This window comes from uncultured Aquimarina sp. (assembly GCF_947492965.1).
Taxonomy (GTDB): Bacteria; Bacteroidota; Bacteroidia; order Flavobacteriales; family Flavobacteriaceae; genus Aquimarina.
Genome location: NZ_CANLOZ010000015.1, coordinates 37,823 through 54,271 on the forward strand (window position 1 = coordinate 37,823; position 16,449 = coordinate 54,271).

The following is a 16,449-nucleotide window of genomic DNA, read 5'->3' on the forward strand; positions in this document are numbered from 1 at the left end:
ACTGGGGATTTATTAATGAAAGTCTATCGGTGAATTGCATGGCTACTTGCAGCTGGTAATTCCTGTAAAAACTTTCTCAAAATACTCCAATTAATCTTAAGTGAAATAAAATTTGTCATAACTTCTAAATTTTAAATTAATAAACTTTTTTAACTCGTACTGATAATCATCTCATCAGTTGTTTGTTAAAATTCAAAACGCGTGCCAAACTTTACACAACTAAAAAAACACAGTGTAATCAATTGAAATACAGGTTTTTAAAAAACTCATTTTTTTATTTAAATCAACAATAAAAAAACCTGCCCAAAAAAATAATTCTCTAGACAGGTCTTGAATCAGCAAAATTTATTGGTTACTTTACCATTTTCAGCACTTTCACATTTTTGTTGGAAACGATCTTAAGAAGATAGATTCCTTTTGGAAGATTAGCTGTATTCATGGTTACAGTATTTGTTTTGGTATCTTTTGTTATGGACGTATTTGTATTTTTACCAGCAAGATCAAATATTTCAATTCGTACACGATTATCTTTCATATTTCCTATAAAAGATAAAGTCAATGAATCATTAAAAGGATTTGGCCATGCCTTTACTAATTGCAAAGCGTCTCCTTCTGGTTTCTGATCTACAAAAGATCCTTTGATATCTTCAGAAGACGGACAATCACTCGGGCAATTATCAAACCATTGGTTATCATACCATCCTTCTACAGTTCTAAATTGATCATCTGTTTGTGCTCCTCCATTATCATTAAATACAATACCAACTTCTACAGATTCATCTATGGTATAGGAATACCAAGGTGATCCTGCTACTTCATTCATCGCTACACCTGGCCAAGCTGGGAATCCAGGGATTGAAGCGTTCGCATTTTTATCGAATATATAAATATAAGCTGTATTCCAAGATGAAGGTTTTTTAAAGAATACATCGAATGAATCATCCGGAGTAATACCAGGACATTCTCCAGGACAGGTATCTGTCCACCCATTATTGTACCATCCATCTGTAGTTCTAAACAAATCATCTGACTGGGATCCTCCATTATCATTAAATACGATACCTACTTCTACAGTTTCATCTATTGTATAGGAGTACCAAGGAGAAGTTGACAATTGTGTCATTTCGATACCTGGCCATGCAGGGAATCCAGGAATTGCTGCATTCACGTTTTTATCAAATAAATAGATATATGCCGTTCCCCAAGTATCAGGTTTTCTGAAATTAACAGTATACCCAGCCACATCCTGAATAGTATATATACGACTTTCTATCGAAGAACTTCCAGCGTCGTTCATAGCGATAGCATTTAACTCTGTAGTTCCAACAGAAGATATAGCAAATTCACCTTCATATAAAGTACTGGTATTATCAGGAATAGATCCGTCTAATGTATAGTATATAATTCCAGCGTTTGTTGCACTCATCGATACCTCAACACTTCCATTATATACTCCAGAATCTGGAGCAACCGTTAATGTTGGTGGCTGTGGTCCTGTAGGACAATCACTTGGGCAAGTATTAAACCACTGACCATCATACCATCCTTCTACAATTCTGGTTAGATCGTCAGATTGCGCACCTCCATTATCATTAAATACAATACCTACTTGTACATCTTGATCTATCAAATAAGAATACCAAGGAGTTCCTGCTACACCATCCATTTGTTCTCCTGGCCAGGCTGGGAATCCTGGTAATGGATCTCCTGTATTTTGGTTAAATATATAAATATAAGCTGATGACCAATCTGATGGTTTCTTAAAATATACTTTAAATGGCTCACCATCACCAATGATATAATCTCTAGAAACAATAGCAGATTCATTCCCATCAGAATCAATTGCAATTGCCTTTATTGAAGCAGAGCCATTCATAGTAAAAGGTGCTGTATATACTATACTTGCTGCGGAAGGATCAGATCCATCCGTTGTATAGTAGATAGAAGTACTTGCTCCTTCTGCAGTAGTAGAAGCTGTCATACTTACTGTAATAGCATCATTATAAAATCCAGAAACTGGATCAATAGATAAGGTTACAGAATCAGAAAGATCAAAAGGTTCTCCTACCAGTACAATTCCAAAAGTAGTTCCGAAAGTAACTGTTCCTCCTGTTACAGTTGCCATCGTATCAGAGAAATAATCTTTTAACAATGTACCATCAGGCCACATGCCAAATACATTTAAAGCTTCCGCAAAATCATTATCCTGTCCTTGGAAAACAAGAGCTTTATCAGACACTCCATTACGATCATATTCACGTTTAAAAATATAAGGCGAATCGCTTAATTTTTGATGAGATCCTCCTCCAATAGATATGTGTTCTCTTCTAAATTTCCCAAGCTTTCTCCAATGTAATAATAAAGCATCATCTATAGAATCCCAATTCATATCAGAACGATACCCAGCATCTACGTAAGTAGTAGCGTTAAAAAACTGTCGCCCAGATTCATCTCCATAATAAATCTGCGCTCCACCAGGAGATAGTAATAATTTTACTGCTCCTTCAAACATATTACCTGTAAAGAACTCGCTAAAATCATGAGATCTTAGGTAGCTGATCATATTATACTCCCCAGGAGTATTAAAACCATTATCGTTATTGTTTAATTTTGCAGCAAAAGAACTAAATATTTCTTCCTGTCCTAAATCTGTATATGCTTCTTTTGGAGAACGGAAATTAATCATACTATTAAACTTTCCTACTGTAAAATCATCTGGTAAAGGATCCCCTACATTACCAATAATATTTACACCAGAATGCTCTCCTGTCATGTAAAAATCAAGATCATCTAGTTTTTTTGTTGGATTATTCTGTTTCCATTCTCTTAAAGCAGAAACTGCTTCATCTTTTAACTCTGCCCATGCATCTACACCTACATGTCTTTCTGTATCCACTCTAAATCCATCAATACCGTATTCTCTCACCCAATCCGTTAACCACTTTATTAAATAATATCTAGGTGCTCTTGGTTTTCCTGTTCTTGCGAAATAAGCATTAAGCTCATCCAATTCTTGCTGTCTTCTTCCTTCAGCATCCCACTTATCTATTAACCATTGTGGCAATGCTACTGAATTGAAAGATTCTGTACGAATATCAGGTAATCCGAAAAGAGGGGTAGTTAAATCATCGCAAGGAAGTTCTCCATTTTCTGAACCGCATTGTAGTCGTACCCAATCCGATGGATAATCTTCGTCTACAAACTCTAACTGACCATTTACATTCTTATAGGTACGATAACCTGAATGATTCATCACAATATCAAGTAACACTCTAATTCCATGATCATGTGCAGTATCTATAAATTTTTCGAAGTCTTCTGCACTTGTAAAATTAGGATCAAAAGCAGTCCAATCATTTGTATGGTAACCATGATATGGATAATCCCTAAAAGTAGGATCATCTGCAGGAGGGTTATTAAAGCCATGTCGATTTTCTACTACCGGAGTAACCCAAATAGCACTCACTCCTAACTCATCAAAATAACCTTCTTCTAATTTTTGAGTAACCCCTGCGATATCTCCTCCATGGAAATCTAATTCATTATTTCTACTATCCTGAAAACGATCAAAATTAGAATCATTGGTAGTATCACCATTGTAAAAACGATCTGTTATCAAGAAATAAACTGTTAAATTATCCCACGAAAATGGAAGATTTCTTTCTGCTTGTGCTATTCCTATTTTTGGTAAACATAGGCAAACCACTAATAACCCTAAGTAGAGTGTTTTTTTCATAATTAAGATTTTGTTTGTGTGTTAATAAAAGAACAACCGGATAATTTATACGGGGAAATTATCTCAATCGTTGTAATAAAGATTTCTAAAAAAAAATCGAATAATATAATTATGAGTGCACCGATTTCTCACGAAAACGATTGAGTGTTGATATTTTCTTTTAAACAAGGTTAAAAAAGTAATAACCAATCAAAAAAACACTTAATATCTTGACATATTAAGAGATATATCTGCAAAATCTAAAGAGATCAGAACCTCGCAAAAAATGAAGCGAAAATTTGAAAGTTTCCCAAAAACAAACCACGGTAATTATTGTTTCTTTACCGATACAATAATTACCGTGGTTTTATATTCTAGATAATACAATGAGAATGTTTACTTTAACCTATGACTTTCAGTTTAGCAAATCGTAATAAGAGTTTCTTAATTCCTCCATTTTCAAAGTTAATTTCAGCCTTTCTATCTTGTCCTACTCCTTCTAATTTAAGAACTTTTCCTCGTCCAAAACGCATATGCTCTACAATAGTATCAGGCGCTAAATCCCCATCAATACTATTGGTTTTTGAAGCACTCTGAGTACCGTTGGTAATCGGCCGCAGCTTACGCAGTTTTCGTAACTGCTCTTCTGTAGGTCTATGCGATACTGGTGGAGATCCAGATACTGGTTTTTTTAGTCTCAACTTACTTTTATCAACTTCTCCAAAAATATCTGTATCCACCAAAGGCTTATATCGATATGTATCAATTGGAGTTATATATTCTAAATATTTATCATCAATTTCTTCGATAAACCTACTGGGTTCCGCATCTACAAGTTTCCCCCATCGATATCGTGATTGTGTATAGGTTAGATAAGCTTGTTTTTCTGCTCTTGTAAGAGCTACATAAAACAACCTTCGTTCTTCTTCCAACTCTGATCGTGTATTCATACTCATTCCTGATGGGAATAAGTCTTCTTCCATACCAACTATATATACATAAGGAAACTCCAATCCTTTTGCTAAATGGATTGTCATTAAAGCGACTCTATCATCATCCCCTGTATCTTGGTCAAGATCTGTAGCTAGTGCTACATCTTCTAAGAATTCTGCAAGAGATCCCGTTTCATCAGCAAGCTCTTTTTGTCCTTCTACAAAATCACGAATACCATTGAGTAATTCCTCTATATTCTCGATACGAGCAATACCTTCTGGAGTTCCATCTTTTTTAAGTTCTTGTAGTAGTCCAGTATTTTTTGCTACCATTTCTGCCAGAGTAAAAGCATCAGAAGTTTGGTTAGTGACCTGAAAACTTTTGATCATATTCATAAAGTTTTCCAATCGAGTTTTGGTTCCGCTATTAATTTTTAAGTTAATGCGATCTAAATTTTCGATTACTTCAAAAATAGATCGATCATAATGATTAGCGGCAACAACTAATTTATCTACTGTGGTACTACCGATTCCCCTTGCTGGATAATTAATTACTCTTTTTAACGCTTCCTCGTCCTTTGGATTAATAATTAATCGAAGATACGCAAGTACATCCTTGATTTCTTTTCGCTGATAAAAAGATAAACCTCCATAAATCCTATACTTGATATCACGTTTTCGTAATGCGTCCTCCATTGCTCTGGATTGTGCATTGGTTCTATACAAAATAGCAAATTGACCATTATTAAGCTGATGCTGCATTTGATTCTCGAAAATAGAACTCGCTACATATCGTCCTTCATCCCCATCGGTAAGCAATCTATTTACTAAAATTTTCGGACCTGGTTCATTAGCGGTCCAAACGACCTTGTCTAATTTGGTTTTATTTTTATCGATAATAGAATTCGCAGCTTCTACAATATTTCTGGTAGATCTATAATTTTGTTCTAAGCGATATTGCTGTACATTATCATAGTCCCTTTGGAAATTCAGAATATTATTGATGTTTGCCCCACGAAATGCATAAATACTTTGGGCATCATCACCTACCACACATATATTCTGAAATTTATCGGATAAGGCCTTTACAATAAGGTATTGAGAGTGATTTGTATCTTGGTACTCATCCACCAATATATATCTAAATCTATTCTGATACTTCGCTAAAACATCGGGAAAACGATTCAATAATTCATTCGTTTTCAACAATAAGTCATCAAAATCCATCGCTCCCGCTTTAAAGCATCTATCTACATAATGTTGATAGATCTCTCCCATACGAGGCCTTTTAGCCATGGCGTCTGCTTCTACCAATTCAGGATTTTGAAAATATGCTTTTACCGTGATCAGACTGTTTTTATAAGAAGAAATTCGAGATTGAACCTGTTTGTATTTGTAAATATCTTTATCCAATCCCATTTCTTTAATAACAGAAGCTATTAATCGCTGAGAATCTTGTGTATCATAAATAGTAAAATTAGAAGGGTATCCAAGTTTATCTGCTTCTATTCTTAAAATTTTGGCAAAAATAGAATGGAAAGTTCCCATCCATAAATTCTTAGCTTCACTAGCTCCAACAATATCAGCAATACGTTTTTTCATTTCACGTGCTGCCTTATTCGTAAAAGTCAAAGACAAAATATTAAATGCATCTATTCCCTGATACATAAGATATGCTATCCTAAACGTAAGCACCCTTGTTTTTCCAGAACCAGCACCCGCAATTACAATCATAGGACCATCTTTTTGTAATACAGGAGCTCTCTGAGCGTCATTCAATCCAGCTAAATACTCTTCCAAATTTTCAATTTTTTATAAGCTTCGAAATTTAAGTAAACTATCTTTTTTTAAGAACTAATATGATTGATATTTATAAACAAATCATTAACCATAAAAAGATTAAATTTTTTCATCCGGGGAAATATTTCACAAGACATTTCTGAATTTTTATGCAAAAAACATCGTTTAATTACGGTTTTATAGGATAAAATACGTATCTTAGGAAAAGCTTATCTAAAACACCTAGATAACGCCTTAACCCCAACATTCACCTAATATTTTTGTTATGTCCCCAAACATGAACATTCAACCTATTGAAAAAGAACAAATTAAATTTCTAACCTTTCCAAAAAAAGACGTACTAGAGAAAAGAAAAGACCAAATTGATAGAGTCTTGGAACTTAAGAGAGCATTATCATTAGGCAATCTAGAACGTCATAAAGTAAAAATTGTTTTTGTGGATAATAAAGGATTTAAAAAAGTAGAAACGACTATCTGGGGAATCACAGATAAAGAAGTTATTCTAAAACAATCAACAATTATCCCGTTAGAACGAATTATTAGGATATCCTAATAAAAGTAAAACTACTTATTTGAAAGCTCTCAATAATATTTAATTGAGAGCTTTATTTTTTATTTATGTTAAAACTAATTACTACCGACACCTTTTGTTTTATCATAGATCATATTCCGAATACAAACTTTTCTGATGTCTTTTTTGGCTATCATGATTATCAAAAATATATTTTAACTTTCCTTTTATAGATTTTTGAATATCTTTAGAAACCAAAAAAAACGGCTTGAAACACACATTTTTCTTTCTACTCGCTATATTTCCAATGATCCTTTTCTGTCAAAAAGAACCTCAACAAGGTGCTGTTATTAAAGAGTTTGGGAACACATATAAGGTTGAAAATCCTGATTTTAAAACAGACTTAGAAAATGAACTGAAAGTTGTTTTTGATGTTGGTCGTTCATTCGGTGATAGTACCAAAGTAAATCCACTGATGAATACAGCTGCTCGATATCTCAACATGCACGTAAATGCTGGAGTACCGTTTAAGAATTTAAAAGTAGCATTAGTGATTCATGGAAATGCTGCTAATGATATTTTGAAAGATAAAGTATATCAAGCTAAATTTAGTATTAAGAACCCAAATACTGATTTGATCACTGCATTAAGTGAGAAAGGTGTACAGATTATATTATGTGGACAAACAGCAGCACATAGAAAAATCACCAAGTCAGATATACATCCTAAAGTTCAACTAGCTTTATCTGCGATGACCGCTTTGGTACAACTACAAAATAAAAACTACAAACTCATTAATTTTTAACTCAACGTATCCTATGAAGAACAGCATATTCATCCTTATGGTATTAGTGTGTTACTTAACAAACGCACAGAAAATAGATCCCGATGTGGATGCAATGTCGGACAAAGTAGAAAGTAAGGTTATCAAATGGCGAAGAGATTTTCATCAGAACCCAGAACTTTCGAATCGAGAATTCGAAACCGCCAAAAAAATTGCTGCTCACTTAAAGAGTTTAGGGTTAGAAGTAACAGAAAATGTTGCAAAAACTGGTGTTGTAGCTCTTCTTAAGGGAAAACAAAAGGGAAAAGTAGTTGCATTAAGAGCAGATATTGATGCACTTCCTGTAACCGAGCGAGCTGATGTTCCCTTTAAATCAACTGTAAAAACAACATTTCTTGGTAAAGAAGTTGGAGTATCTCATGCTTGTGGTCATGATACTCATACAGCTATTCTTATGGGAGTAGCAGAAGTGTTGAGTAAGAACAAAGATAAAATACAAGGAACCGTAAAATTTATTTTTCAACCTGCTGAAGAAGGACCTCCTCCTGGAGAAGAAGGTGGTGCTAAATTAATGATCAAAGAAGGAGTTTTAAAAAATCCTGATGTAGATGCTATTTTTGGGCTTCATATCAATTCTGGAACTCCCGTTGGAATGATCCGTTATAAACCAGGTGGTACGATGGCTGCAGTAGAACGTTTTGTAATTAACGTAAAGGGAAAACAAACACACGGATCTGCACCTTGGACAGGTGTTGACCCGATATTAATCTCAGCAAAAATAATTGATGGACTACAAACCATTATTAGTAGAGAGTCTCCGTTGGTAGATGAAGCCGCTGTAATTACAGTAGGTAAAATTACTAGTGGTGTTCGTTTTAATATTATTCCAGAAAGTGCTGAAATGATAGGAACAGTAAGAACATTAGACCCTACGATGAGAAAAATGATTATCCGTAGAATGAGTGAAATGGTACCTGCAATTGCAAAAGCCTATGGAGGAGAAGCAACAATCGATTTTCAGAATAATACTTCCATCACCTACAATGACCCTGCTCTGGTGACACAAATGTTACCCACAATAGAGGGAATTGCAGGAAAAGAAAATGTAATCCTATCTAAAGCTACTACCGGAGGAGAAGATTTTTCGTACTTTCAGGAAGTAGTTCCTGGATTTTATTTCTTTTTAGGGGGAAAACCTCATACTGAAGCAAAAGCACCTTCTCATCATACACCAGATTTTTATATTGATGAGAGTGGTTTATTACTTGGTGTAAAAGTAATGTCTCAATTAACTCTTGACTATTTAAACGCTCAATAATATTTATTACATGGAAGCTTTCTTAAATTTTCTCGGCTCAATATCCTGGTGGATGTGGATACTCCTGGCGTTAGGCTTAATAGCCATACGAGATATGTTTTTCAATAAAAAACACACTATCAGTCATAACTTTCCTATTGTGGGACATCTTAGATACCTTTTAGAAAGTATTGGACCAGAAATGAGGCAATATTTTGTTGCCAATAACAGAGAAGAACTTCCATTTAATAGAATTGAAAGAGGATGGGTATATGCATCTTCTAAAAACGAAAATAACTACGAAGGCTTTGGAACAGATAGAGACATTTATCAGCATCAACATATTTTTATAAAAAATTGTATGATTCCTTTTCAAATGGAAGCGGGTCATCCTAATACTGTAGACAAAACATTTCTGCCTTGTGCAAAAGTTATGGGCGCTTACAATCAACGTAAAAAACCATATAGACCTGCTTCTATCATTAATATTTCTGCGATGAGTTATGGATCTCTTTCTGCTCGCGCTGTAGATTCTTTAAATATTGGAGTTCTAAAAGCTGGAGCTTATCATAATACAGGAGAAGGCGGGTTATCTCCGTATCATAGCAATGGAGGTGATGTAGTATTTCATTTTGGAACAGGCTATTTTGGTGTTCGTTCTGAAGACGGAAATTTTTCTATGGAAAAGATGAAGGAATTAGTTCGCAACAATCCATTTATAAAAGCCATAGAAATAAAACTTTCTCAAGGTGCTAAACCTGGAAAAGGTGGCGTATTGCCTGGAGCAAAAATCACTCCTGAAATTGCCAAAATCAGAGGTGTCGAAGTTGGGAAAGATGTATTATCTCCTTCTAGTCATAAAGCATTTAAAGATGTACCCGAATTATTACAACTGATAGAAGATATTGCTGAAGAAACAGGTTTACCTGTAGGTATTAAAGCGGCAATTGGTAAAACCGAACAATGGGAACTACTTGCAGAACTTATGGTTAAGTCTAATCGCGGACCTGATTTTATTGCGATAGATGGTGGTGAAGGTGGAACTGGAGCTGCTCCTCCAAGTTTTGCAGATCACGTTTCGTTACCATGGATTTATGGTTTTAGCGCGATTTATAAAATATTTCAAAAACATAATCTTACAGAACGAGTTGTCTTTATTGGTAGTGGAAAGTTAGGTTTTCCTGCAAAAGCTGCAATGGCTTTTGCCATGGGGGTTGACTGTATTAATGTAGCTCGAGAAGCTATGATGAGCATTGGTTGTATCCAGGCTCAAATATGTCATACTAATAAATGTCCAGCTGGTGTTGCTACACAAAGTAAATGGCTACAAAAAGGAATTAATGTACCACTAAAATCAGATCGTCTCGCGCAGTATTTTAAATCTTTTAGAAAAGAACTAATAGAGATAACGCATGCTGCTGGATATGAACATCCATCACAATTTACAATGAAAGATATCGATGTTAATGTGGATGATGGAGAGCTCACAAAAACCCTAGAAGATTCTTTTAAATATAGCAAGACACCTGTAGAATTTACCTGTATTCAGGATCTCAAAGATTGCTCATATCTAGGAGGACATTATAAAGAAAAAAAATCAAAATAACATTACATGAAGATAGAAATCATTCCTTTATTAATCTCACTTATTCCATCACTTTTTATCACTCTTTTAGCGTTTTTCTATTTCAAAACGCATACAGATAATGAAGAAAAAAGAAGAAGATACTTACTTCATAGAGAAAATCAAAAGCAGGCGCTACCATTAAGATTACAGGCTTACGAGCGTATGGCTTTATTTATGGAGCGAATTTCGCCTGGTAAACTATTACTAAGAACTCCTCCTGTGGATAATGATAAAAAAAGTTATGAATCCTTATTGGTAAGTACTATAGAACAAGAATTTGATCATAATCTAACCCAACAAATTTATATTTCGGATGAGTGCTGGAATATGATTAAAACTGCTAAAAACGGTACTATCGCATTGATTAGAAAAAGCGTATTAAATGGTGAGGTAGATTCCGCCAATAAAATGAGAGAATTTATATTAACAGAAGTAGTAGAAAAAGGAGCTCCAAGTGATAAAGCACTATCTGCTATTAAATCTGAAGTAGAAGATCTTTTTAGTATCTAATTATTAAATCTAAAAGATACTTACGGTATTTGATGCGTCAATATTACTGTTATAAACAAACTATAGTAATAATCCATGAATAATTATTATATGAATCAAATAATTTTTGGAATATTAATATTACTACAGTTTGGATGTAAAGGTCAACACCAAGAAAAGAATATTGATGAAAAAATTACTGTTGTCGAGAAAGTTCAGGATACTGTCACTAAAAACACCATAAAATCACTTCAAGAAATAAGATTGGCTAGTGACACCCTTAAAAACTATCAAGAAATTAAAAACAATATCAAACAGCAAAAAGCTAACTACACCAAATCCTCTACCAATTCTTTATCAACTTTATTTAAGAGTTCTTTGCTACACAGAATACTTCCTCATTGGGAAGGAACAGAATGGTCATTCGAAGGGCATACATCTATCCCAAAAAAAGGTAAAATAGCTTGTGGTTATTTTGTATCTACAACACTTAAACATATTGGAGTAAACTTAAATAGATACAAATTAGCACAACAAAGCCCTTTCTTGGAAGCAAAAAGTTTAGCACTTGATTCCGATCCTATAGAAATTTCCGAAAATTCTGTGAACGAAAACATAACCAAAATTCGTAAAAATCTTAAAGAAGGCATTCATTTCATTGGTTTTGATTCTAGTCATGTTGGCTATATATTAAAAGAAAACGAACAATTATATCTAATACATTCCAATTATATCGATTCAAAAGGAGTAGAAATTGAAAAAATTGAAAACTCTATAGTCTTTGCCTCTTACGATAAGTTTTATCTAAGTGAACTTAGTACGAATGAAAACTTCTTAAAACATTGGATACAGGGAATTGAAGTTAAAATAGTAAAATAGAATCCTATGAAAAGAACACTGTCAGAAATTTTTCAAATTGCTTTAGGTATTCTACTCGCCAGTTTAGGATTAAAAATGTTTTTACTACCAAATGGATTTTTAGATGGAGGAGCCACTGGTATTGCTATTTTGCTTAGTGAGCTTTTTGAGATTGATATATCTATTTTTCTATTGTTGGTCAGTATCCCTTTTCTGATTTTAGCTTGGTTCAGCCTCACTAAAAGAATTTTTGTTAAATCTTTATTATCAATCATTTCTCTTGCAATTATTATTCATTTTGAAAACTTTGCAGCTATTACAGATGACAAACTTTTGATAGCCATTTTTGGTGGTTTATTTTTAGGTGCTGGAATTGGATTAACTATCAAAAACGGAGCAGTCTTAGATGGTTCTGAAATTCTGGGGATCTTCATAAATGAGAAATTAGGAATAAGTATCGGAAAAATTATCCTTTTTTTCAATATTATTTTATTCAGCGTCACCGCCTTACTTCTTTCTATAGAAATCGCTATGTATTCTATTCTTACCTTTATTATCACTGCAAAAGTTATAGACTTTATGATAGAAGGATTCGAAGATTACGTAGGTTTAATGATTGTATCAGAACAAATCGATGAAATCAATAAACAATTAATTGATATTATAGGCACTGGAACAACCATTTATAACGGCTCTGGAGGTTTTGGAAAAAGAGGGCCTCAATCCGAAAAAAAAATTATTCATAGTGTAATTAATAGAATTGATATCCGAAGAACATATAACTTAATAGATACCATTGATAAAAACGCTTTTATTATTGAATTTGATGTAAATAACATAAAGGGAGGAATGTATACTAAGTTTTTGTCTAAAGAAGGATTAAAAAAATTATCTTCTTCTTCCATTAAACAAAATACTTCCAACGATAATACGTAGAACACTTAGCTAAAAATACCGTAACAAGAATTCTATTTTAATAGAAACCTCTATTAAATATATGTTGATCTAAATCATCTAATTTTTATGTAAGAATTCCCGCATGAATCAAATAGTTCTCAAGCTATTCAATTTCTATGTAAAAAACTATATAACAACGCATTAAGTTAAAAAAGAATCGTGACCGCTATAATCTTTAGTAGAAAACCAACGCTTTAGCATATAAAACGTTTCTATTTCACATACTAAAACCAATATTTTTCAGTTTAGTAAATATGTTTTACTTCGTAAAACAACATTGCAACGCTTGTGTAATTTGATGAATACTTTTTTAAGGACTTCAGACATCCTTAAATTATTGTCTGAAACCAGACCCTTTAGGCAATCTTTCATCACCTCCCCTTCTTCAGCACAAGAAAAATATCTTAAGGATATGAATATTTTTTCATATCCCAGCAAGTCATTTGAACATTGAATCAAACCGTAATTACAAACTCAATACACATCAAATGAAAACAATTGCACTCTTAAAAACGACGAAAAAGCAGTGTTTTAAAAAAATCAAATCCAAATCAGTCAAAACCTTATCATTACTCTTAGTGATATTCTTTTATCAGACAGATATCTTTTCCCAAAAGAATGAATCCTTTAACCTGGGAAATGAAAAAACATTCTCCAATAAATTTTGGGGAGCAAAAACCAATAAAATTACTCTTCAAGTCTCTAAAGAGATATCATATTCTGGGGTTATTACAAAGAGGAACGGAAACGCCAATTCCTATTCCATCATAGGGAGTATTGGAGATTCCAAAACATCTACATTTCATATTACGAAACAAGACAATCTCATCTCTGGTCAAATTGTATTATATGAAGATAAAATTGCATATCAGTATTCCTCAGATGATGCGAAGGCTGTTTTCATAGAAGAAGTTGATATTCAGAAAGTACTTTGTGTCGATTATGAAAAACTTCCTTCTGTAGAAGTAACATCGTATCAATCAAAAATGGTAGTTCCTACTTTATCAAGTCTACCAGGATCTGCATTTACTGTCTATCTGGATTTTGATGGCGAAGTGGTAAGTGATACTTGGTGGGTTAATGGAGGAACCATTAATGCGCAACCTACGGGATATAGTGATGCCAAAATCACTGAGATCTGGAGAATTATGGCAGAGGATTTTAGACCTTTTGATATTAATATCACTACCGATAGAGCTACTTTCGAAAACACTCCTATCAATCGTAGAATGATGTGTATTTTCACTCCTACTACTGATGCTGCACCAGGATCTGGTGGTGTAGCTTATCTTAATTCTTTTTCTAACAATAATATCGACAATCCATGTTGGGTCTATAACAATGGAACCAGATCTGCAGGAGAAACAGGTTCACATGAAGTGGGGCATACCCTAGGATTATCGCATGACGGAGTGCCTGGAAATCAATATTACTCAGGTCATGGATCATGGAGTCCTATTATGGGATGGAGTGCCAGCAGAGCTATCGGACAATGGAGCCAAGGTGAATACGACAACGCTATTACTCAGGAAGATGATATGGCTATTATTTCTGGAAATAGAAATGGTTTTGGATATAAAGAAGATGACCATGCAGATACAGTTTCTGAAGCTACTCCAATTCAGGTAGGTTCTAATGGAACAGTAGATCCATCTTTGCATCAGGCACTCATTTCTACAAGAGAAGATAAAGATGTATTCTCTTTTATTACTGCTGGTGGCGAAGTAGACTTTACCATTGATCCGGATCCATATTATCCAAACTTAAACATACAAGCTAGAATTATAAGCGGTACAGGAGAAGAACTGGCCATATCTAGTCCACAAGATAACCTAAGTGCCAGTATAAATACTACCTTAGCAGGAGGTACCTATTTTATTGAAATTGATGGTGTGGGAGAAGGTAATTTATCCAGTGGATATTCTGATTATGCTTCAGTTGGTTTTTATGAAATTTCTGGATCTTATACTCCAGGAAATAACAATCAACCTCCAATTGCTAATTTTGAAGCTACGATCGATTGTGATCAGGTTAGTTTTAGAAATACCTCTATAAATACAGTTACTTCTGTATTGTGGGATTTTGGAGATGGAACCACTTCTATGGAGCAAAACCCAACACATACCTACACTGCTAATGGAAGTTATACGGTATCATTAACGGCAACGAATACCATTGGAGATGATACCAATACTCAAGAAAATTTTGTTACCGTTACCATTGCTTCTTTACCTAATAATGACACGCAATCTATTTGTTCTGGTAATGTAGATACGATCACAGCTTCTGGTAGTAATGGGTATATCTGGTATGATACTCTAGATGGTGATACGGTTTTAGGAACAGGACCAACTTTAGATGTATCAAATATTACACAAAACCGAACTTTTTATGTAGCTGGAACTACGGAACCAATCGTAGATGCGGTTACTGGAATTACAGACGTTGCGAACATAGTTGGTAATATACATCAGGGAGGATTTAATTTGGTATTCGACGCTGATCAACCTATTATGTTAAAAAAAGCAACCGTTATAGCACAAGGATCTGGTAATAGAACCCTACAATTGATAGATGCTAGTGGAACTGTTTTAGAAACTAAGACTATAAATATTCCAGATGGAGAAAATGTTATCGATATTAATATGAACATCCCAGCTGGAAATGATATGGAAATAGGATTTTTAGAAGAAGCGAATCTTTTTAGAAGTAATGATAATGTAAATTATCCATATACGGTAAACAATATAGTTTCTATTAAAAGAAGTTCTGCTACCACAAATCCTCAAGGTTTTTATTATTATCTATATAATTGGGAAGTTTCTACACTCGGTGGTTGTAGTACTTCCGATAGAGCTGCTATTCAGGTAAATGTATCGGATGCTCCTACGATTCCTACAATAAATGTAAACGCACAAACTAATGAACTCTCGGTAACCGAAAATTATGAATCATATCAGTGGTATTTAGATGATCAACCAATTACCGGAGCTAATGCTGCTACCTATATTGCCGAAGAAACAGGAACTTACACTTTAGAAGTGTTTAATGAAGGTGGATGTAGCACATTTTCTGAAGCTGTAGAGATTCAGGCATTATCTACACCAGATCTTCAATCACCAGAAGATCAGATTGTACTATATCCAAATCCTGCGAACGAAATATTACATATTGATGGCGTATCCGAATTAAAAGATAAATTCTCTTTAAAAGTTGTAAACGCTTTAGGACAAACAGTAATTCTTAAATCAGGTGTTCCAGAAACTATAGACACCTCAAAACTTTCTGAAGGATTATATTTCTTGCTGATTAACAACAAACAGGTAGATAAATTTCTCAAAATAACACGTTAAGAATGATCTAAGTTCCTAAAAGGTCTTTCTAAAACCAGTATAGCCAAATCAAATAATCATTTTCAAAAATGAGAAGTGATTATTTGATTTGGCTATTTTATGTAAAGAGAGATACAAAGGAAAATA

At 33.9% G+C, this 16,449-nt stretch carries 10 protein-coding genes; 8 read left to right on the top strand and 2 right to left on the bottom strand.

Translation table 11 applies throughout. The features are described 5' to 3' along the window. Positions 1-352: 352 nt before the first annotated feature. Positions 353-3,736, bottom strand: coding sequence for a starch-binding protein (locus Q1B37_RS23025; protein ID WP_299902998.1), 3,384 nt, complete (start codon positions 3,734-3,736; stop codon positions 353-355). A 380-nt stretch (positions 3,737-4,116) separates the two neighbouring features. Then, positions 4,117-6,447: an ATP-dependent helicase gene (locus Q1B37_RS23030; RefSeq protein WP_299610931.1), complete on the bottom strand. Its 2,331-nt coding sequence runs from the start codon at positions 6,445-6,447 to the stop codon at positions 4,117-4,119. A gap of 265 nt (positions 6,448-6,712) precedes the next feature. Between Q1B37_RS23030 and Q1B37_RS23035 the strand changes: the two genes are divergently transcribed. From Q1B37_RS23035 to Q1B37_RS23070, 8 genes are all read left to right on the top strand, one after another. Continuing rightward, the gene (locus Q1B37_RS23035) at positions 6,713-7,000 is read left to right on the top strand and encodes a hypothetical protein (protein WP_299903000.1); all 288 of its coding nucleotides are present in this window, start codon (positions 6,713-6,715) and stop codon (positions 6,998-7,000) included. Between the two features lie 226 nt (positions 7,001-7,226). Then, a complete protein-coding gene (locus tag Q1B37_RS23040) occupies positions 7,227-7,763 on the top strand; it encodes a DsrE family protein (RefSeq protein WP_299903002.1) in 537 nt (178 codons plus the stop codon). A 13-nt stretch (positions 7,764-7,776) separates the two neighbouring features. Continuing rightward, positions 7,777-9,060, top strand: coding sequence for an amidohydrolase (locus Q1B37_RS23045; RefSeq protein WP_299610937.1), 1,284 nt, complete (start codon positions 7,777-7,779; stop codon positions 9,058-9,060). Between the two features lie 10 nt (positions 9,061-9,070). Then, positions 9,071-10,645 (top strand): FMN-binding glutamate synthase family protein, encoded by a 1,575-nt coding sequence (locus Q1B37_RS23050; RefSeq protein ID WP_299903005.1) that lies wholly within the window; start codon positions 9,071-9,073, stop codon positions 10,643-10,645. A 6-nt stretch (positions 10,646-10,651) separates the two neighbouring features. Continuing rightward, the gene (locus tag Q1B37_RS23055; RefSeq protein ID WP_299610941.1) at positions 10,652-11,176 is read left to right on the top strand and encodes a hypothetical protein; all 525 of its coding nucleotides are present in this window, start codon (positions 10,652-10,654) and stop codon (positions 11,174-11,176) included. A gap of 90 nt (positions 11,177-11,266) precedes the next feature. After that, complete coding sequence (locus Q1B37_RS23060; protein WP_299903007.1) at positions 11,267-12,034, top strand: hypothetical protein; 768 nt, start codon at positions 11,267-11,269, stop codon at positions 12,032-12,034. A gap of 6 nt (positions 12,035-12,040) precedes the next feature. Next, positions 12,041-12,949 carry a YitT family protein gene (locus tag Q1B37_RS23065; protein WP_299903009.1) on the top strand — a complete coding sequence of 303 codons (909 nt, stop codon included), beginning with the start codon at positions 12,041-12,043 and terminating at the stop codon, positions 12,947-12,949. Positions 12,950-13,458: 509 nt separating this feature from the next. After that, complete coding sequence (locus Q1B37_RS23070; RefSeq protein ID WP_299903011.1) at positions 13,459-16,323, top strand: PKD domain-containing protein; 2,865 nt, start codon at positions 13,459-13,461, stop codon at positions 16,321-16,323. The last annotated feature ends 126 nt before the right edge of the window (positions 16,324-16,449 follow it).